The sequence below is a fragment of the Bacteroides finegoldii DSM 17565 genome, from assembly GCF_000156195.1.
Taxonomy (GTDB): domain Bacteria; phylum Bacteroidota; class Bacteroidia; order Bacteroidales; family Bacteroidaceae; genus Bacteroides; species Bacteroides finegoldii.
Genome location: NZ_GG688320.1, coordinates 103,820 through 123,844 on the forward strand (window position 1 = coordinate 103,820; position 20,025 = coordinate 123,844).

General features: G+C 37.8%; 22 protein-coding genes and 2 pseudogenes. 8 read left to right on the forward strand and 16 right to left on the reverse strand.

All coding sequences use genetic code 11. The annotated features are described in order from the left end of the window. Positions 1 to 9 precede the first annotated feature (9 nt). Positions 10 to 228: a hypothetical protein gene (locus tag BACFIN_RS13870; protein ID WP_004318621.1), complete on the forward strand. Its 219-nt coding sequence runs from the start codon at positions 10 to 12 to the stop codon at positions 226 to 228. A gap of 34 nt (positions 229 to 262) precedes the next feature. Here the strand turns inward: BACFIN_RS13870 and BACFIN_RS13865 are convergent, their stop codons facing one another. After that, positions 263 to 670 (reverse strand): deaminase, encoded by a 408-nt coding sequence (locus tag BACFIN_RS13865; protein WP_004311882.1) that lies wholly within the window; start codon positions 668 to 670, stop codon positions 263 to 265. A gap of 658 nt (positions 671 to 1,328) precedes the next feature. Between BACFIN_RS13865 and BACFIN_RS13860 the strand changes: the two genes are divergently transcribed. Both BACFIN_RS13860 and BACFIN_RS13855 read left to right on the forward strand, forming a co-directional pair. After that, complete coding sequence (locus tag BACFIN_RS13860; protein ID WP_008771129.1) at positions 1,329 to 1,496, forward strand: helix-turn-helix domain-containing protein; 168 nt, start codon at positions 1,329 to 1,331, stop codon at positions 1,494 to 1,496. Between the two features lie 5 nt (positions 1,497 to 1,501). Further along, positions 1,502 to 1,813 carry a helix-turn-helix domain-containing protein gene (locus BACFIN_RS13855; RefSeq protein WP_004311879.1) on the forward strand — a complete coding sequence of 104 codons (312 nt, stop codon included), beginning with the start codon at positions 1,502 to 1,504 and terminating at the stop codon, positions 1,811 to 1,813. Positions 1,814 to 1,878: 65 nt separating this feature from the next. On the opposite strand, the gene BACFIN_RS13850 is transcribed toward BACFIN_RS13855, so the two are convergent. The 15 genes from BACFIN_RS13850 to BACFIN_RS0219690 form a co-directional block, all read right to left on the reverse strand. After that, the gene (locus BACFIN_RS13850; protein ID WP_004311878.1) at positions 1,879 to 3,108 is read right to left on the reverse strand and encodes a site-specific integrase; all 1,230 of its coding nucleotides are present in this window, start codon (positions 3,106 to 3,108) and stop codon (positions 1,879 to 1,881) included. Positions 3,109 to 3,756: 648 nt separating this feature from the next. Next, positions 3,757 to 6,072: a carboxypeptidase-like regulatory domain-containing protein gene (locus BACFIN_RS13845; protein ID WP_007750805.1), complete on the reverse strand. Its 2,316-nt coding sequence runs from the start codon at positions 6,070 to 6,072 to the stop codon at positions 3,757 to 3,759. Between the two features lie 45 nt (positions 6,073 to 6,117). Continuing rightward, on the reverse strand, positions 6,118 to 8,067 hold the full coding sequence (locus tag BACFIN_RS13840) for a discoidin domain-containing protein (RefSeq protein WP_007750819.1): 1,950 nt from the start codon (positions 8,065 to 8,067) through the stop codon (positions 6,118 to 6,120). A 23-nt stretch (positions 8,068 to 8,090) separates the two neighbouring features. Further along, positions 8,091 to 9,266: an O-antigen ligase family protein gene (locus tag BACFIN_RS13835; RefSeq protein WP_232281644.1), complete on the reverse strand. Its 1,176-nt coding sequence runs from the start codon at positions 9,264 to 9,266 to the stop codon at positions 8,091 to 8,093. 502 nt (positions 9,267 to 9,768) lie between these two features. Continuing rightward, positions 9,769 to 10,143 (reverse strand): DUF1573 domain-containing protein, encoded by a 375-nt coding sequence (locus BACFIN_RS13830; RefSeq protein ID WP_007750825.1) that lies wholly within the window; start codon positions 10,141 to 10,143, stop codon positions 9,769 to 9,771. After that, entirely contained in the window at positions 10,136 to 10,861 is a 726-nt protein-coding gene (locus BACFIN_RS13825) for a DUF4369 domain-containing protein (protein ID WP_032839420.1), read from the reverse strand. Before BACFIN_RS13825 ends, BACFIN_RS13830 begins: the two co-directional genes overlap by 8 nt. A 17-nt stretch (positions 10,862 to 10,878) precedes the next feature. Continuing rightward, a complete protein-coding gene (locus BACFIN_RS13820; RefSeq protein WP_032839387.1) occupies positions 10,879 to 11,343 on the reverse strand; it encodes a transposase family protein in 465 nt (154 codons plus the stop codon). After that, entirely contained in the window at positions 11,297 to 11,785 is a 489-nt protein-coding gene (locus BACFIN_RS13815) for a helix-turn-helix domain-containing protein (RefSeq protein WP_007750840.1), read from the reverse strand. The genes BACFIN_RS13820 and BACFIN_RS13815 overlap by 47 nt, the downstream gene beginning before the upstream one ends. A 119-nt stretch (positions 11,786 to 11,904) precedes the next feature. Continuing rightward, complete coding sequence (locus tag BACFIN_RS13810) at positions 11,905 to 12,381, reverse strand: DUF4251 domain-containing protein (RefSeq protein WP_007750843.1); 477 nt, start codon at positions 12,379 to 12,381, stop codon at positions 11,905 to 11,907. Positions 12,382 to 12,422: 41 nt separating this feature from the next. Next, positions 12,423 to 13,136, reverse strand: a complete 714-nt coding sequence (locus BACFIN_RS13805; RefSeq protein WP_007750846.1) for a hypothetical protein — start codon at positions 13,134 to 13,136, stop codon at positions 12,423 to 12,425. 266 nt (positions 13,137 to 13,402) lie between these two features. Continuing rightward, the gene (locus BACFIN_RS23225) at positions 13,403 to 13,897 is read right to left on the reverse strand and encodes a hypothetical protein (RefSeq protein WP_007750847.1); all 495 of its coding nucleotides are present in this window, start codon (positions 13,895 to 13,897) and stop codon (positions 13,403 to 13,405) included. Positions 13,898 to 13,964: 67 nt separating this feature from the next. Next, positions 13,965 to 14,234 (reverse strand): hypothetical protein, encoded by a 270-nt coding sequence (locus tag BACFIN_RS23230; RefSeq protein WP_007750849.1) that lies wholly within the window; start codon positions 14,232 to 14,234, stop codon positions 13,965 to 13,967. Positions 14,235 to 14,265: 31 nt separating this feature from the next. Continuing rightward, positions 14,266 to 14,547, reverse strand: coding sequence for a hypothetical protein (locus BACFIN_RS21230; RefSeq protein ID WP_007750852.1), 282 nt, complete (start codon positions 14,545 to 14,547; stop codon positions 14,266 to 14,268). 172 nt (positions 14,548 to 14,719) lie between these two features. Then, the gene (locus BACFIN_RS21235) at positions 14,720 to 14,968 is read right to left on the reverse strand and encodes a hypothetical protein (protein WP_007750860.1); all 249 of its coding nucleotides are present in this window, start codon (positions 14,966 to 14,968) and stop codon (positions 14,720 to 14,722) included. Positions 14,969 to 15,124: 156 nt separating this feature from the next. Beyond that, positions 15,125 to 15,715, reverse strand: coding sequence for a DUF4369 domain-containing protein (locus tag BACFIN_RS0219690; protein WP_157037693.1), 591 nt, complete (start codon positions 15,713 to 15,715; stop codon positions 15,125 to 15,127). On the opposite strand from BACFIN_RS0219690, the pseudogene BACFIN_RS22595 reads away from it, so the two are divergent. The 5 genes and pseudogenes from BACFIN_RS22595 to BACFIN_RS13790 all read left to right on the forward strand — a co-directional run. Beyond that, positions 15,677 to 16,873: pseudogene (locus BACFIN_RS22595) on the forward strand (DUF3987 domain-containing protein); the annotation flags it as partial. The gene BACFIN_RS0219690 and the pseudogene BACFIN_RS22595 sit on opposite strands and share 39 nt — an antisense overlap. Before the next feature lie 78 nt (positions 16,874 to 16,951). Next, a pseudogene (locus BACFIN_RS20640) lies at positions 16,952 to 18,033 on the forward strand (DUF6371 domain-containing protein). Between the two features lie 139 nt (positions 18,034 to 18,172). Continuing rightward, complete coding sequence (locus tag BACFIN_RS13800) at positions 18,173 to 18,481, forward strand: MobC family plasmid mobilization relaxosome protein (protein ID WP_032839424.1); 309 nt, start codon at positions 18,173 to 18,175, stop codon at positions 18,479 to 18,481. After that, positions 18,471 to 19,412 (forward strand): relaxase/mobilization nuclease domain-containing protein, encoded by a 942-nt coding sequence (locus BACFIN_RS13795; RefSeq protein WP_007750885.1) that lies wholly within the window; start codon positions 18,471 to 18,473, stop codon positions 19,410 to 19,412. The genes BACFIN_RS13800 and BACFIN_RS13795 overlap by 11 nt, the downstream gene beginning before the upstream one ends. A 35-nt stretch (positions 19,413 to 19,447) precedes the next feature. Further along, on the forward strand, positions 19,448 to 19,852 hold the full coding sequence (locus BACFIN_RS13790) for a hypothetical protein (RefSeq protein WP_007750887.1): 405 nt from the start codon (positions 19,448 to 19,450) through the stop codon (positions 19,850 to 19,852). The last annotated feature ends 173 nt before the right edge of the window (positions 19,853 to 20,025 follow it).

The following is a 20,025-nucleotide window of genomic DNA, read 5'->3' on the forward strand; positions in this document are numbered from 1 at the left end:
AAGCGACTTATGAAAAAAGAAATGGAAGAGATACCGGATGAACTGAATCCGGACTTAATGCTGAATACGATTGCTTCCGAACTGCTGATCAAGATAGCCAAAGGGGAGATTGATATCCAGAAGCTGGTCAGGAAACAACTCTCGGACAGGGGAATCGATGACCAACGGAACTGGATAGGACCGGACAAGGCAAGAAAATATTGGGAGAAATATAAGATGCCTGTCTAAACCAAGTCAGTCAGGATAAGAAGATAATTGCAGGTTATTCAATCCGTTTGTAGGCCAGCCTGCAAATACCGGATCTGAAACATTTGTTCCCGGTCATTTCCCATGAGGAAGGACCGGGAATTTCTGTAAACAGACGTATGCCGTCCCCTTGGATATACGGTGCGACAAAAAGGATGATTTCATCCACCAACCAGTATCTGAACATGCTGCTTATAACGGAAATTGTATCCGGAGCCGCTTCTATGAAATAAATACCTTCATTTTTCTTTTTCCATTGTGTCAATGAGATGAAAGATACATCCGGCCCGAGAGTCTGTGTAGCACGTTCCCGTATTTTGGTGAGGCCATATTTGTTCGGATTATCCCACAAAGGGGAAGAAACAGTCCTGTCGAAGAGGTATCCGTCAAGAGTAGTGATTGCAAGTAATTGGAGTTTTGCCATAAGTATAATATTTAACCTATAAATATTATTCGGCAGAAGTATTTGAGAAAGCGTGGCCTTACCCAACTCCAAGACGGAGGTTCTGGTAAACCTATGAATAGTAGCTGTGTAAGCCACGCTATGACAAAGCATAGCATAAGCAATACACAAAAAGCCTCTATTCATTGAAATTTACCAGATTTCCGTCTTGAGACATTCTGCGAATGTTATGTCTATATCTAATTGGAAGGCTATTGCCTGCCATTTAAATCTATATTTCGTTCCAAAGATACTCATATTTCTGATTTCTCCGAAGAAATCCATATCATAAAGAAATGTGGCAGGGCAAAAAAGGAAAAAAGATGAAAGAGTTACCATTTGTATAAGGGATGTCGGATTTCACGACTCCCCCGTTAAATAAAAAGTATAAGAAAAGCTACGCTGACAAAAAATGACTATTAATGACTATTAACGACACTGGAAACTAAACGATTGATTTATAGTAATATTCCCTTTATCTTGCACCCAATTTCATTATTCACAATTTAATTTATAAATCATGGAACTGACAATTATCGAAACAAGTGCTTATCAGGACTTGAAGAAACAACTAAGTATGCTGTCCGTGCAAATGATGGACTTTCAAAAGAAAATAGCCCCCGTAACACCGGACAAGTGACTGGATGCGCAGGATGTGTGCCTGGCTCTCAATATTTCCAAAAGGGCACTGCAGACTTACCGGGATAACGGGCTGATTCCTTATTCTAATATCGGTGGAAAATTCTTTTATAAAGAAGTGGACATCCAGCAAATTCTGGAGGAAGGACTAATCAAAAAAAGAAAATAAAGAGTATGGCAGACATTATCACTAAAGATTCGGAAGAGTTCAAGGAACTTACCGGATGGATCAAACGGACAGGAAAAAATCTGGAGGCTGCTGCGGCACGGATACGTCCGACGATTGCAGACGAACATTATCTGAGTGGAGATGAGGTATGCCGGATGCTTCATGTTTCCAAGCGTACATTACAAACACTACGGGATGAAAAGGCAATACCTTATACCTCAATTACCTCTGTCGGGGGTAAACTGCTCTATCCGGAAAGCGGGCTATACGAGGTACTAAAAAAGAACTATAAAGATTTCAGGCGTTACTTGAAATAAGCAACCTGCCTGAATACGAAAAACACCCTTCAACATTTGCTGAAGGGTGTTTTTTCATACTTATTCTAATTGGCCAAGCGATACACGGAACCAATCTTGTCGCACATCCTATCCGTATCTTCCCCAACCTTCGGATTGATCAGTTCAGCATAGACTTGTGTGGAAAGAATCGATTTGTGTCCTAATACTTTTTGCAAAGTTTCTAACGGCATGCCTTTCAATATAGCCAAAACTGCAAAGGTATGTCTCCCGATATGAGGGGTGATATTTACATTACAATCACACTTTTTCCCTAAAACCTTAAAACTACTTTTCATGGTTTCATAATCACCGACGGGGAAAACGCAATCAGGAGAATCTTTCTTTTTGTTATCACCCTTATACTTTTCTACAAGTTCAATTGCTATAGGTAATAATTTCACGACGTATGCTACGCCTGTTTTTATACGGTTTCCCATGAGCCATGTGCCACCATCAGAATCTGTATGGATATTCTTATAAGTAATTGCTTTCAGATCTGCGAAGGCGAGGCCTGTGAAGCACATGAAAAGTAGCATGTCACGCATAGCCTGCTGACGTTTATACCTCAATTCTACATGTATAAGCCTCTGCAGTTCTTCTTCAGAGAGAAATGAACGTCTTTTATATCCCGGCTTACATCCAAAACCCGTGAAGGGATGAACTTTTATTAAACCTTTCTCTTGAGCGATATGCATTAGCCATTTCATGGTATTAACACGTCCGAATGCTGTAGAACTGGCCGAGCCGCATGTGCCCAACATCCAATTATAATAGTCTTCAATAAAATCTTTGTCAAGTTCATCAAGTGCAATGTCCTCAACATTCTTTTTGTCTTTCAAAAAAAGCAATGCGCTCTTATAATCGGCTACTAAACCAAGATAGGTGCTTTTTGCCTTTTCCTTGCCTACTTTCTCCTTGTATGACTCAAGCTGTTCCCTGAAAAGCTCCATAAGGGTGTGGGAATCTTCTTTAAAACCGACATAGCGGCTATAGACTTTCTTGGCTGTGACAAAACTGTCATGATCGCATATGTATTGGTAATGCTTGGCAATTTGGGCTTTGGCATTATCAAGTTCCTGGTTTAACATTCTAGCTTCTTCGGATTTCCCTTTAGCCCTATTAGCTTTGGCGTCCCATAAAGAAATAGACACCTCCTTCTTACAGCTAAAGCAAGCTGTGGTCTTGTTGATGGTAATACGTCCCATTACAGGTACTTTACCATTCTTAATCGATTGATTTTTAGTGTAAAACAACACTCTGAATGTACTTCTCATAACTCAACTTTTTTAGTTACAAATTTAATTACTGTTGAGGTATTTGAAGTTATGAAGAATAATGCAATATATTGAAAACTAATGCCTTATATCCGATTAGTAGGCAAATTGGAAGAGGTAACAGATAAGTAACATAACTCACTCCCAAATATGCTCTATTTAGCTTTATTCACCACATCCGATTAAAACATTAGTTTTATAACTATTTGAATTTTAATAGGTTTGCACTATATTTGCGCATCTTGAAAAAACACTTTGTTTCACGCCGAGAAACAAAGTGTTTCAAGCAGTGAAACTATTTTTGAAACTAATCGCCACAGGTGAAGAGGTGGTGAAGTTGTTACCCTTCACCCGCAAACTCCTTATTCATCGAAGAGACAGAGAAAAGGTGAAAGAAGACATAGAAAGATTGAAAATAAATATCCGATGAGAAAATCCATTCTATTCTGTAATAATTAAAAACCGCACCGATTAATTACTAATCCGTTAATCACTATTTAATTACTTTGTACACCATTATGAGCTTCCCAACTAAATTTCAAAAGAGCAACTACACCCAAACTTCATATTAAGAAGAGCTATTTTGATTTAGTTTTTTTAAAGAATGCTCCTTACCAATTAGTTTTCCCGTTCAATAATATATTTGTTTTAATCTCTTGATATAGTTGACTGATTCGTATCTTCTATAACCGAGTTGTCGAATTTATGTTTTTTCTTTCCAAAAGTGAAACGATAATTTACCGATAAGCTAATCACATGATCGCTGACGCGAGGTATTCGACTTTCATATCTTCTTTCATAGCCAATTTGCTGAAGAGATCCTTTAGAGACTGCCTTGTACGGTGTTCGCATATATAAATCAATATTCCAGTTGTTGATACTATAACCAGCTCCGAATCCCAGCATTCCGGGAGAATGAGTCATAAGACCGGAAGTGATTTTCATATACTTTGATGGTGCCATATAGTTTACATCAAAGCTCCAACCATTATGCATATAAAAAAGAGAACAGCAAAAGAAAAAACGATCAAAAGAAAATTTTTTCCACAATGTCACATCCATGCGGTCATAAATCAGCACTGGTCTTAAACTAAATATCTGTGGAATAATATCATATTGCAAAGCCAATTCATAGTGCTGACTCAAACTTTTGCCTCCATTCAAATTTTGATATATAAACATTTTCCGTTCGTCATCATAACGATATAGTTCATAGATCTGCGGATTACTTATGTGCAAACTAGCTGAATAAAGCAATGTCAACTTAGAATTCATAGTCCAATCATAATTTAATCCTGCATTATATTGCAAATAGTCTTTTAATTCAGGATTTCCTACAAACATCTCGTATTCATTTTTTTTATATTCGTAACCGGTACGATTTGAAAGACCTATTTCTGTACTACGGACAGTTCCGGTCAACTTCAACGAATGTCCCTTATGAAGATAGGAGAGTTTCAATGAAGGTATGAAAAAAGAACTGAACACATGATTTCCATTCGTCGTAGTATATGATAAATGTTCGGCAATGCTAGCTTGTAGATTAAATTTCTTCTTAATGCGATAATTATATGTAGCATAAAAACTGGTATTACCTTTATTTAAAAAGATCTCTGAATTTTGCCCCTCTTTTGTATTTAAGTTGTTAGTATACGTAAAATTCTGATTTAGAGTCAAACTGACAGATGATTTATTTTTGAAACTTTTACTATAGTTACAATTAAGCCTTCCATACCAACTATCTTCGGCAGTAGCATTGGCATAAGAAGACGTTATGACTTCATCCGTACGCTGCTCATACCATCGATTGTAATCGTTGTTTCCATAACTTCCATACAACTCCAATCGAAGTATCTGCCTTTTGGGAAGAGTACGATTATAGCGTAATTGTAAAGCCGGATTCAACCTAACAGTATGTTTGTATTCTTGTTTCACGAGAACAGCGGATGTATTATTATACCGTTGCCGATTCCAGTCGTCATTTTCGGACATACTCCTATTCATTCGTAAAGAAGAATAAAATGTTTGCAGCTTATCTTTATAGATATAGTTCAGATAGGTTTTCAAATTGTTATTGTTATCCAATGAGGGTAGCTCATCATCTGTCCGTACAATGGTTTCGTCAGGAAAATGATAAATGGTTTCGGTATATCCCTCATCATGATTTCTAAAATGAGTATAACTGTCCGATACTGACACAGCCCATTCAGATTTTCCTTCAAAATACTGGGCAGTTCCTCGTCCAGTACCTGTTGGTTTGTTCAATTGATGCCTTGCGTTTAAAGCGATTGTTCCTAAGTAATCCCGTTCTTTAAGTATATAATCTAATATAGTAGAAGCTTCCGGGTAATCGGGACGACCTTGAGAATAAAAATCTACACGTTTAATATCTTTGGGGTTTAGATTCTGCACTTCTTCCCGTGTTGCCTCACGTCCGTCAATACACAATAATACGCTTTCTCTATGATAAGTGATAGTTGCACTTCGAGGATCAGCTTCCAGCCCCGGAATCATTAACGCACGCAAAGCACTGTATCCATCATAAGAATGTCGTAACTGCTCACGAGTAGGGAATACCATTATTTTGTCTTCGGTATTTATCCGGTTTTGAGCTAGCACAGTTACTTCCTGTATCTGTACCACTTTCTTATCCATCGTTATTTCTCCTAAACGAATCTGGGTCTCTTTGGTCGGATTCAAGACTAAAGTGGTTTCTTTATAACCTAAATAACTGATTAATAGCTTGTACTTTTGTTCCGTACGTGGAAGTTTGAGTTCAAATTCTCCTTTACTATTTGTAACTCCTCCTATCACTAAAAGCGTATCATTACTATAGCAGTGTATAGTTGCCGCTACTAAGTCTCGTTTATTTTCATCTATTAAATGTCCTTGTATTTTCAGTTCTTGTCCAAAGAGTGAAGTTCCCCAAAATAACAAAGCAAATAGTAATATAGCGTATTTCATAAAATTATTTATATTTCAATTTTACATATTCATTTTGCCGATGAATTAATACCATAGCTGCTTAGCATCTTTATATAAGAAAATTCGTTCATCCGTCCCCCTAGTAAGATTTCTCAATAATAGTAAAGCATTTTGTGGTACATGGTGAAAGGTTAGACTAAAATCGTCAGCTATTTGTTTGCCCAACGACACCCAATCCATATCCCAATAAAAAAGCTCGTAAGTATCTCCAATACGAACATTATTGTCATCATTACGTGTCATATAGCCTATTCTTCCAACAGATTCCGGTTTGCCCAAATCCAATCCTACCCAACCATCTCTTAAAGTTTTAGATGCGAAAAATGTCAACGGATCTAAATCAAAAGCAGCAAAACGGCTATAATGAGGATTTTTGCTTCGTTCTTCAGAACCTATAATGGTTCCTGTCAGTTTTTTATTGTCTTTATCCAAGAACATCAATTCTGCAATATTACAGCGGTAGGGCTTTGGACAGATATAACGCCAATAACGATACTTTGTAGTATCGCTCACATTTATACTACCCGATACGCTATACTCTTTGAATGTATGTACTGTGACAGCATCACTGAAATCCTCCTTGTGTGCTGCTTGAAACATGCTGTATTTTAAACGGAGTGCTGTGGTGAACGCTTTGCGCGTTAAAGGATATTTCCGTTTTAGACTAATACTTCTTTTCGATGTGTTATCGGGATTCAAGAACTCCAGTTCACCTTTTTCATTCAACAAAGCAGGATAATTGAATGGACGAACCCTTCCATTTATATAATATACCGGCAGATAGACAGCTCCCTTCTCTATTTTATCAAAGACGATCTGCTTACTATCTTTTATTTCCGAAAAGCAAATAGGAATCCATTTCGCATTGTCGAATACAGCCAGATACGCATATCTTTCTTTGCGTTCTCTTTTCCCGGAAAGTACAGGAAAAACAGGATCAATGGTCGTTGCATATTCATCCGTAACGTCTTTTATAAACACATTGCGCAACGTTGACGGGACACTACCAGCTTCTTTATTCAGCCGGACTAAGGCCGAATTGGGAGAATATGTTCTTCGATATACTTTTCCTTTACACTCCCCCGGTCGTAAGGCAGCTAAAAAAGGTTCATGTCCTCCTTCACATACCATTCGGCGATCGTGATCTATCAAAATACTAAGCCACGAATGTGCATGTGCTTTTGTAGGCCACTGCAAAACGAAATCATACGAAACCGCAAACCCCTTACTGCGCATGATAGCTAAAGCTGTGTTTGTCCTTGTCTCACAAGAATTGGAAGGAATATTGCACCAAAACGGAACCTTATATAACGCATGCCACTTCAGAGGCTTTTTCAAATCGACAATAACAGTATCACGTAGTTTAATATTAATAGCTTCTGCCGCATGATAAGGTGTTTTATTCCAAATGTCATTATAAGAAAAATCGCCTAATGTGTCATTAGCTATCGGTTTCAACACATTGCGCCAATCATCAAAAGCCTGAAACTCTACGCACTTATAAGGAAGCATATATTCACAAAATTCATCGAATGTAATGCCTCTTGCCCAACGACCTTGTTGCCAATCGTCAAAAGCCGCGTCTATACTCTGTATCAGATAGTCGGCTTTTATGACAGAGTAATCTTCCTTAAACTCAAAATCATCTGATGGAAACTCTAACAACAAGTTATTTAATTCATTCACCTGTTCATCAATCTTTCTGTCGGAGAAGATAATCTTTTCAGCTTCGACATAATATTCTTCAATATCTTTCCCTATATACGACTGGTGTCCGGGCATATTCATTATCAAAAATTTGGCAGCTCTAAGTTTCAAACTGTCAGCTTCGTTTTCTTTATAATGCTCCAACACTTTTTCAAGTTCCGGACGATTATTGCCCGCCAGTGTCAGCACCTTTTCCAACTGTTTTTCTTCAGAGCTTTGACAACTGAAAAGCAAAACAAGAAAAAGAAAGATGAATGTAGCTTTCATTTTGTTTTATTGTTAGTTTATAATTAAATATTCTTTTTACGCAAATAGTTTCTAGCCTCTTCTTGTATGATAGTAACAGTGTAAGATGGTATCTTTATTCGTTTATTTATTATTTCTAAAGCTATCCGTTCGGCAAGTATGCAGTTATCAGATTTTACATAGACCCTCAAAAGTCCTTGTAATGGAAGAAAACGGCTAGGACACATACATTGTGCCAGCTTATATCGTCTTTCAGCTTCTTCCCAACATTCCATTTGATAGTAATTATCCGCCAATTGCATTTGCAGGTCATACGTATTGATATAAGATTCGCAATGCAAGAATATGTTGACGCTTTGTTTGTACAATTCCACATTTTTCAATTCTGATGCATAATTGTACAAGAAATAGGGATTGCCATTCCACTCATCGTATAGCTTGGTAAATATAGATAATTCATTATCCAGCAAACCAGTGTTCTTTTCTGCAATCAACGAAATTCGCTTCCATGTACGTTCGAAAATGATATTCTTAATCAAAAAGAAACAGAGTATAAAAAGAATAATCAATAAAAATGGCTTATTGAAATGTATTGTTCGTAGAGCAACCTCCCGTTGATTAAGTGAAGCGAGGCAGTAGATAATCATGAACCAAACAAAAGCATATTTGAATGGATAAGAAAAACAGGAAAATATAGCAATAGAAACAAGCGTCAGTATGGCTGGAGTGTCAAATGCCACATTACTTCGAAAAACAGCAATCAACGACAATAAGAATAAAACGATTCCTATGAGTCCTTGTTCAATCAGCAGCAACAGATACTCATTAAATGGATGATTCGTGTTTCCTGCCAATATTCTATCGCTTTCATCAGCATGGGAGGAAGACAAATATTTGGCTTGTTCCGGCATGTAATCCGCCTTAAAAGAACCAAGTCCGTTTCCCTGAATTATATGTTCCTTACACAATCCGGCAGATACTTTCCAAATCAGAACACGACCGGAAGCGGAAGCTGGTTTTAGATAAATCAGTCCAATGAATAAACTTATTAGAAACAAAGCGCCTCCGCTGATAAGAAAGATGCGCCTTTTATGAATTAACTTCCGATAGCGGAGAGCGTAAAAAAGGAGTGTTACTACGCATAAAGTAAGTACACCTGTTCTCGAACCGGATAAGATAACGACTATAATGAGGAGAAGACACGCCATAAGCTTGAACATTCTTCTTTTTCCGTTAGAAGGATGACACAAAAGAAAAGGATAACAGAGAACGATGCTCGCAGCAAATCCGGCGGGATTATCAAAAGAACCGGTAACAGGAAAATAAGATTGAGTTTCTATATACCCTGTGTATTGCAACAAGCCATACAAGGCTGACAAAACTCCAACGACAGCTAAAATGCTATTAAATGTTTCTGTAGGATTTTTTCTATTACGCATCAACACAAAAAGAATCCATCCAGATACGATGTATACACTGTGTATATATTGCGATGTAAAGAGACTGTAAACGAAAACATATCCCATAAAAACAGTAAAAGACAGAAATAGAAAATCAACAGACAGTCTAATTTTTCGTTTCCAGTTCCCTATGCAAATACCTCCCCATAATATGATACCGACAACGAAACTTATATTTTTAGGCATAAAATACCTATCCATAAACCAATCAGCCGATAAGTATAAGGTGGTGATAAGTAAAAAAGAAAACGTAAAAACATTATCACTGAATAATTGCCTTAACTTGCAGAATATAAAAGAGGGAGTCTGTGTTTGCATTGATAATAATTAATTCTTCTTTCGGTCCTAATCCCTTTCCTTTCGGATTGAAAGAAAAATGAAGCGAGCACGATTCGTCAGGATTTAATTCATACTTCTCCACCGATGCTTGTGTACATCCACATCCAGTTTCGATCTCTCCTATCTCCAATCTGGCATTGCCTACATTGGTGATTGTAATGCTATCACGACAAATTATATCAGAACTAATTATTCCGAAATCGTGTGTATAGGAAGACAGAGATACCTCTGCCTTCCTTTTTTGATTGCAAGAAACGCAAATCAGCAGAATAACAATAAGACCAAGGATTTTACTCATTTTTCATTGTCGCTGATGGTGAATTACTTGGAATAGTCTCGATAAAACGAGGGGCATTGTTACGTATACTGTCCAATAATGGTTTGGTCTTTTTTTCATATTCATCCTTTTTAATAGTATAGTCCAACCAAGCCAAAAGAATATCCCGATCAGTTTTGGGCATTCGGTCGAGAATCTGTAGATATTTTGGAAAATCAGGCTCCCTTGACATTTTTCGTCCGTTCAATAAAAAAGATAAGTGTAATCGTACGACATCCGGGTATTGGGCATATTTTTCTAAAAAGAGTAATTGATTTTCCATATTTCTCTTTGTGCCAATCATATAGGTACTGTAATCTTCATTAATAGGAGTACCTGATACCACACCCTCATCTGCCCAATTAGCAATACGGATATGGATATTACCAGGCTCAACTATAAAATACATACCCAAATTCAACATCTCTCTTTTTGTCCCTGCACTATAAAGATACGCCAAAAATGGCTTTTGTAAAAGTACACCTTCATAATGGAATTTCCCATCAACCACCAATATACTATCAATAAATAAATGTTTAATTCGTTCTTTTTCTTGACTAAGAGCAGAACTATTGATTAAACGCAAATAACTATTATCCAACGAATGATCAGGTAATTCTCCCTGAATAGTATATTTTTCTTGTCCGTAAAATAGCTGGGCTATAGATACGAGAATAAAAATCAATATAACTTCTCTCATAATAGACATTATATAGATTAAATTGTTATATATCTCATTTTGTGACTGATTCTAAAGTTGTGTAACCCACAAGCAATAAGAATCACCATATCTTCGAAACCGAATTTATGGCATCTAAATCGTTCTTTGACAATACGGTATTTTTTCATACCACCGATAGCATGCTCAACTTTAATCCTAATTCCGGAAATCCTCTTGTTCTCTTGCTTTTCATCAGAAGTAAGTTCTCTTCCTTTAGGTTTCTTTTTGGGCATACACACTTCAACACCGGCTGGTCTGTGTCCGATGAAACCGGTATCCTGCCAAAGTCTGATTCCCTTAGGAAGGGAAAACGGTTCTGTATCACATATTTTCTTGTCATGAACATGACCTTCATACGTGGCACTCAACCATACAATCCTAAGATTACTAGTACAAAGCAGGTTATTCTTTACGCTATGAGTTTTTTTTACCACTATAGCAAGCTGATTGTCGGTCTTCATCAACCGGACGCTGAATGGGTCTTTCCGTTCCATCCAACAGGACATCTTCACATTCTTTGAGTATGTGTTGCAGACGTTTGGAATTTCGGTCAGGCAATTCCCCCAACGTTTTTAATGTACGTCGTAGGATTTCGGAAAGAAGATGAATCCATTTGTTTGCTTGGGGCTGTGTCATTTCAAACTGAATGGCGTGGAGTTCCTGAAGAGGGTTTGTTTTCAGATATACCAATATAAAGAACAGTTTGTCCTGAATCAAAGGAAGAACGCTGGTCTTTCTATTGTAAGATATACGCTGACGAACTTTTCCTTCCAAAGTAAAATGACTATAATACTCATCCCAATGGTACTTGAAGGTTATCAGCAATGCGTCAAATTCAACAGGAGTTAATCCTGTTGCTGCAAGTATCTGGCTATGGCGGTGGCGAATCTTGTCGTAATACATCAATTGAACTGTTTAGACCACAAAGATAAGTCAAAGAACGCTTTAATCAATTATTCAATATAAACTCTAATATTAAAAAAAATAATTACTATAAAAAAACGAATCTTCATCCCTTCTCTTTACATATTTAATTCTCCCAAGAAACTGACACTTTGATTGTGTTGCATAGTGACACTGATTTTCGCACTTCCATTAGAATACACCTCAATTTTAAAATTGAAATAATCTACTGCTGTACGTGTTGAAAACTTGATATGGGCATTCCCTTTTTTATCTATATTCACAGCATATTTTTTAATAGGAGCCTGAAAAATAAGTTGATTTCCTCTATCACTATAAGGTATATCGGATGCCTCAAGATAAAGAAGGTTAGAAAATACTGAATCATTTTTAATTTCTATCAAATCTAAGTAATCCAATTGTATAGGATCTCTATATGGAGGTATGTAAGTGTCCACATATATCTTATAGTTCTTTGATCTGATAATATTGCTAACAGCTTCCGCCCTTTGTTCCCTCTTACTTTGGGCAGAAAGAGTGGGAACTCCCACTAACACTACCCAAAGCAATATAAAGATTTTCCTTTTTGTTTTCATATCAATTACAATTTAAAATATAGATATTAATATCACAACATTTAATGATATCCCAAAATAGGACATTTCCCTTTGCTTTGTTTGCAGTTCTCTATTCCGTTTTCCAAATACTCATAGATTGGTTCTGTGCATTCATCAAGTATCACTGCATACCTTTTTCTAATTCTGAAACTTTCTCCGGAGGAGTATCTACAGGGTATTCCAGCTATATTTCGATCATATTGATTAACACAGTCTTCTATTCTCGCCTCTGCCATTTCACTATAGGCTTTAATACAATTTTGAATTGCCTCATCATCTTCTGTGGTACGAGTTATAACAACTTGATGCATTTTACGCTTTTGACGGGCCCTCATTAATTCCAATCTGGCGAAATCTGTCCCTTCGTAAACTTCTCTAACTAAATTGGAAAGCTGATATAAACTGGCGTAATAATCGTATCCAAGCAATTTATTCCATTGAATTTTCGCTTCAGAACGAGTTTCCAGAGTAAGTAATTCTTTTTTAAGTTGCTGATATTGCTCCATTTCTTCTTTCGAAAATTTAGAAATGGCATTCAACATTTTTCTCATGTTCTTTCTGATTTCTTTTTCCAAATTCTGATGCGCTTCCGAAGCAATAAAAAGATCAGCAGCAGTCATATCTTCTGCCTGTTGAGAGTAATCATCAGCATCATTTATCTGACAACTAAGCACAGAAATACTAATTAGAAAAACTAATCCAACCATAATAAAGCCTAAATTCAATTTTTTCATAAGAACTACTTTTAGAGATTAATAATATTGAATATCTTTTTCAAGGCGACACCCAATTATTAGTAGATAATCATTTGGCGCATTTTTCAGTTCTGTCTATATCACATAAGATAAGAAACTGTATTTTTCCATACTATTAGTACGAATAAAAGTTTATTGCTCTTGTTGTTACAAAGGACGATATTTATAAATTTAAATACAAATTTCAACCGTATACAAATGCGTATACACGGCCAATGTATATGCGTTTTTTAAGACCAAGGATTTTACTCATTTTTTATAGTCAATGATGAACTACTTGGAATAGTCTCGATGAAACGAGGTGGATCACCGAGCAAACTATCTAATATTATTCTGGTCTTCTTTTTAAATTCTCGTTCTTTTATAATATAATCCCACCATGACAAAAAAACATCTCGATCCGCTTGAGGCATTGAATCAATAATGCATAGATATTGAGAGAGTTCAGACTCTCTAATCGGATATTTTGTCCTTAAATCACGAGCCAACATGACTCGGATGACATTCGGATATTTTGCATATTTTCTAAGAAAAGTAAACCGACCTTCTGAACGTTGTTCAGTTACTGATATATCTAATAACTTACTATTCTCTGTTTTAGTACTATCTTCCGCCATTTTTCTCCGATCTCTATTCCAATATACAGCACCCCATTGAACTTCTCGCTCAAGAATGTAAGTATTATAATCTTCATTGATGGAAGTGCCCGATACATTAGCGTCAGTATCCCAATCGACCATACGAATATAAATATTCCCCGGTTCCACAAAAAGATTAATATCAGTCGCTTTATGGAACGATGGACCATCATAGGATATTTGTGCAAAAAAAAGGCTTTCGTGTGACAATTCCTTCGTAAAAAAATTCCTTGCCAATCACCTTTATTTTTATGCTGTTGGCGTATGCCTGTTTTTGTCCTTCCCTTTCTTCAAGAAGAGACGATTTGTCTATTAATAACACATATTTACCATCTAGAGTATTATCAGGGAATTCACCCCGAATCGTAAATTTCTCTTGCCCCAAAAGCAATTGAGCAAAGAATGCAAACACAAAAAGAGAAAAAAATTTTTCTTTCATAATTGTATGTTATTTGGAATCTTGATTTTTATCACGTTGTTTTTTTACAGCAGTCTTTTACGCAATCCTCTCTATCTTTATCGACTTGCCTTACACATTCATCTCTACTATTTCTAGCTAGTTGTTTCAAATATTCCAACCTTTCCGGATACATAAGTTTCTCCCAATCAGACATACTATTTTCAGCATTTTGAACTTCCGCATAATATGTATGTTGGCATTCCATATCTGCATTTGTAGCATTCGTATTGCAATCATCAATACAACGTTGTTCTGAATCAGTATCTCGTGTACTAATAGTAATTTGATTCATTTGACGTTTTTGCCGAGCTCTTATTAATTCTAATCGGGTAAAATTTGTTCCTTTGTAAACTTTCCAAACCAAAGAATCAATTCTATCGTAACTGGCTTCTTCATCATATCCGAGTAAGATATTTAATTGAATCTGCGCTTCAGCACGAGTATCCGATTTAGATAACTTTTTTCTAAGCTGTTGATACTGTTTTTTTCTTCTTTAGAAAATTTATCAATTGCGTTTTTCTTCTTCTCAAATTCTTTTTAATCTCTTTTTCTAAATTCTTATACGCCTCCGAGGCAACAAAAAGGTCGGCTTCAGTCAAATTATTTTCTTGAATAACATTATCATAACCACTATCAGTCTGACAACTATGAAGTGACATAACTATAACAACAGTCCATGTAGTCAAAGCTAAAATGAGTCTTTTTGTTTTCATGATTTGATTTTCAATTATTATTTATTTGTCTTTCAATAAAACGAGAAGCATTACGATTAAGACTATCGGTCAACGCTCTTCTCTTTGCCCAATACTCCTCTTTCTTCATTGTATACTCTCGCCACGCTATCAAAATATCTCGATCCGCTTTGGGCATTAAGTCAAGAATACGTAAATATTTAGCATCCACCAATCTTTATTTAATTCCTTAACTTCCAAATAGCGAGATAACATTACTCGGACAACATCCGGATATTTGGCATATTTCTCAAAGAAAGCCAATTCACCTTTTTCAAAATCCTCAAATGCTGAACCAAAAGAATAAGTTCCTTCAGCTTCCGAAGTCTGCCCCTTTAAACGGATAGTTCTAAAAATTCTATTTACCAGATTTCTCCGTTCAATGACACAAGTGTTATAGTCTTTATTGATAAGAGTACCCGATACATTTCCTTCCTCATACCAATCGGTTATATGGATCTGGATATCCCCAGGTTCTATTACAAAAGAAGTCGCACTTGTCTGACCACTGAATGTTGATCTATCGTAATATATTTGCACCAAAAAAGGTTTTCGTGTGGTTGTCCCTTCATAATAGAATTTTTTATCAGTTACCAATATCTTAACTTCATCGTCAGATACTTTCCATTTACGTTTGTACTCATCAGGAAGAAAAGACTTATCTGTCAGTATTATATATTTTCCGTCTAGGCAATAGCAGTTGGCATAGGTAACACGCATCTTGCCCAAATCAAGCAAGGCTGGATAGAAAGCCCTATCCTGTATATGGCATTGATTGGAAGACCGGGAGCAAACAAAAGCCACCCGCTCAGCTTTGCCATGAAACCGTTTCTTGATTATGATTACAAACAGAATCAAGAGTTTGAGAAAGCACTTGCAAAATATGATGAACTGATGAGCATGAGCTGTAAAGAACGTACGGATAGCGGTGAGGAACAGTTTCCACAAGAACCAATTCGTAAACGCTTCTTGATTTCGGATGTAACACCTGAAGGATTGAGCCTTATTCATGCGCAAAACAAACGTGGCTTATGCTTGTGGGCTGATAAATTATCCGCTTGGTTCAAGAACTTCAACCGTTACAATAGTGGTTCGGAAGAACAATTCTGGCTGTCGGTATTCAGTGCCAAAACCACTATATCCGACCGCAAGAATGCCAAGAGTTCCATCTTCATCAAGCGACCGTATATATCGGTTATCGGCACTATCCAAAAGAAAATTCTCAGTGAACTGGCTAAGGGCGAACGCTCCAGTAACGGATTTATTGAACGCATTCTGTTTGTAATGCCCAATCTGTAACAGAAAGCACGTTGGAATGACAAGGAGCTTCCGGAGAATATTGAGCAAGATTAGAATACCATTATTGACAAGCTGATACAACAAGAGTATACCCTCAATGAGTTTGGAGAGATAGAACCGCATATTCTTGTCCTCACTGAGGATGCCAAAAGACGGCTTTACGAATGGCAGCACCATTTCTCTGAGTTGTGCGACCGAGAAACAAACGACACCATTGTGAGTATCTATTGCAAGCTGGAGATATACATCACCCGTTTCTGTCTGATTATCCAATTGGCACGATGGACTTGTGGAGAGTATGATAAAACCTGTATCGACCTGTTGACAGTAGAACAAGCCATTAAACTGACGGAGTATTTCAAAGAATCTGCATTAAGTGTTCAAAATATTCTCAATGAAAATGCGCTCAACAGCCAACAACAGGCGATAGTCAATCTGCTTCCTCCAGCCTTTACAACTGCCCAAGCGATACAGATAGCCGAGCAGAGTGGAATGAAGGAACGAACATTTCAACGCTTTCTCAATGACAACATCGGGACTTTGTTCCGCAAAGAGAAACATGGAGAATATTCAAAGATTAATCCGTGACATTTTTGTCGGTTTTGACACTTTCCAAGCGAAAACGACAACAACGACAAAAGTGACACACCCAAAAAGAGACATACAATGAGTACACATAGATTCATATTAGAACCCTACAAAGGTGTCAGTACTCGGCATACTTGCCCAAACTGCCACCGCCAAAGATGCTTTTCAAAGTACATTGATACGGAGAAACAAATCAAGTTCCCAGAGTACGTGGGGCGTTGTGACCACGAGCAGAAATGCGGTTATCACTTCACACCTCGTGATTACTTTGAGCAGAACCCGTCTGAGAAAAACAAGTTTGCAGAGAAGGAGAATAGTTTCATGAACTATGCCTCTATTAAGGAAGCGCAACCAATAGCCACTTCCTATATTGATTTGGATATAGTCAATCATTGCATGGCTATCCAGCGAACAAGTTGTTTCAATTTCTATCGGCTCAGTTCGGAGAGACGGAAACATTAAAGCTCATGAAGAGATATAAGGTCGGTACATCCAAGTTTTGGGACGGTGCAACTGTATTCTAGCAAACGGACAATCAGAATAAAGTCCATACAGGCAAAATAATGCTTTACAATCCCGAAACGGGTAAGCGGATAAAAGGACCATATAATCATGTCACGTGGGTACACTCCGTGTTGCACAAAGATGATTACAATTTGAGGCAATGTTTCTTCGGTGAACATCTGCTTCCTGAAAACAAAAGCCGTCTTGTTGCACTGGTCGAAAGCGAGAAAACGGCACTCATTGCTTCCTACTATCTGCCGCAATTCCGATGGATAGCATCGGGTGGAAAGAACGGTTGCTTCAATGCCAACAGCCTATCCGTTCTGGCAGGAAGAAGCGTTGTATTATTCCCCGATTTGGGAGCGACCGACTATTGGCAGAGCAAAATCGGTCTGATGAGAAGCTACGGAATTGAGGTACAGATGTTCGATTCCCTGGAAGCCAACGCCACTGAAAACGAGCGAAAAGAGGGGTACGACATAGCCGATTATCTGCTCAAAGTGAAGCCTGATGAAGCTATCCTCCAACAGATGATAAGAAAGAATCCTGTCCTGAAAACACTGATCGAGACATTCGATTTGAAGCTCATCAGTGTACAACAAGACACTCCACAACCGAAGGTTTCACCGCCCAAGAAACGAGGATTCAGACTTTGAAAACATGGAGAGAAATTGAGACTTTTTTACTGTAGCAAGTTAATGTCGGTGTATTACATTTCCCGACCACTTGCTCCTCAAAAAGTCTGAGGAGGCGGCTCCCGATGGTCACAAATTATTCACTAAAAGCAATTCAAAAATGGAAAAGAAATATACGATAACACTCCGCCTGTCATACGACCAATTCGCATGGCTCGGTGCGCTTTGCAGACGGAGCAAGCATACCCAAAACGCAGTCATTCGTTCGCTCATTGAAAATGGAACGGTACGTGAGCGAATCACAAAAGAGCATATCCACATCATCCGTCAGTTGATAGGAGAAAGCACCAACCTTAACCAGTTGGCGAAGCAGGCAAACACCTACGGATTCTTTGCCGTTGCCAAAAGATGTGAAGAGATGGCGCAGCGTATTAACCAACTCATAAAGCAACTAAAAGATGATAGGTAAACAGACCAAAGGAACATCATTCGGTGGTTGTATCCGCTATGTTCTCAAAGAGGAGAAATCCAAATTGCTGGAAGCTGTCGGAGTCGATGGTACACCTGAACAAATGGCAGAGCAATTTGAATTACAGGCGTTGCTCAATGACAAGGTAAAGAATATTGTCGGACACACCTCGCTCAACTTCTCTCCTGAAGATGGCAAACGCTTGAAGTCTGATGATGCGTTGATGTTGCAAATTGCCCATGACTATATGAAACTGATGGGCATCGAAAACACACAATACATCATCGCCCGGCATATCGACCGTGAGCATCCACATTGTCACATCGTTTTCAATCGGGTGGATAATGACGGTAAGACGATTAGCGACAAGAACGACTTCCGCAGAAATGAAAAGGCGTGTAAGATGTTGACGGCAAAATACCGTTTGTACTTTGCCAATGGTAAAGAACATATCAAAGAGGAACGCTTGCGCCCATACGACCGGGCAAAGCATGAGATATACAAAGCGTTGAAAGAGGAACTGCCCAAAGTACAAAATTGGACTGACTTGAAAGATGCCCTTGCCGACCGTGACATTGATATGAAATTCAAAGTCAGCCGGACTACAAGAGAAATACAGGGTGTCAAGTTTGAGTACAACGGTTTTTCTTTCTCCGGCTCAAAAGTCAGCCGGGAGTTCAGCTATTTGAATATCGACAACCGATTGGAACAGAATGCTTGGGAGTCCTCGTTTGAATACCCCAAACAAGGGTTCACGCATAATGATGAAGAAGTACAGCAAAGCGTTTCCCATTCTGAAACTGATTCAAGCATCAGTCTTGGTCTGTTAAACGGCAGCTCTTCCTATGATGCTACTGCCGCAGAAGAAGCAGAGTTCAATCGCCTTATGAAAAAGAAAAAGGCTAAGCGCAAGCGAAGTTTTCATTTATAATTCACTATTTATTAACTTTTTAAATTCAATCATTTATGGTACAAAACGATTTAATTCTCGATTTCAATCTCTACTTGTGTGAGAAATTCGGCTACAAGAACAGTTGTAGCGTGATGCAAAACGCCAATGGCCTTTGTGTGGACATCCGTGAGCGTGATTTAGACTGCTACATCCGCTTCTGGGAGTATAGCTGCGGAAGAGGCAACTTCCCCGACTGGAGCATCATCATTGTGCGCAGTAACTTCAAAAAGAACCAAGCCGAAAGCCTAAAAGACTTGGCTCGTTTCTTCAAGGAGTATATGCCACGCTACGGTTACAAATACCTCTGTAGCGAAGGGGATGACTACAAGTACTATCAGACACTTGGTCTGAAACTTATCCATAACGACCTGTTCGGACAAGAGAACTATGGATTGGCGATGAAGGATTTAAATGTCTGATACTTGGTTTAGGGTTAAGGAGGGGATATTCCTTCTCCTTTACTCAGATATTCCACATTATGAAAATGAGTTATTAGAATATGGCTTTACTTTCCCAACGATTTAAGGACTTTCGCTAAGCTTTTTCTGCGCCATATTTGAATGGACATATAAATCTAAAGCTACAGAAGTAT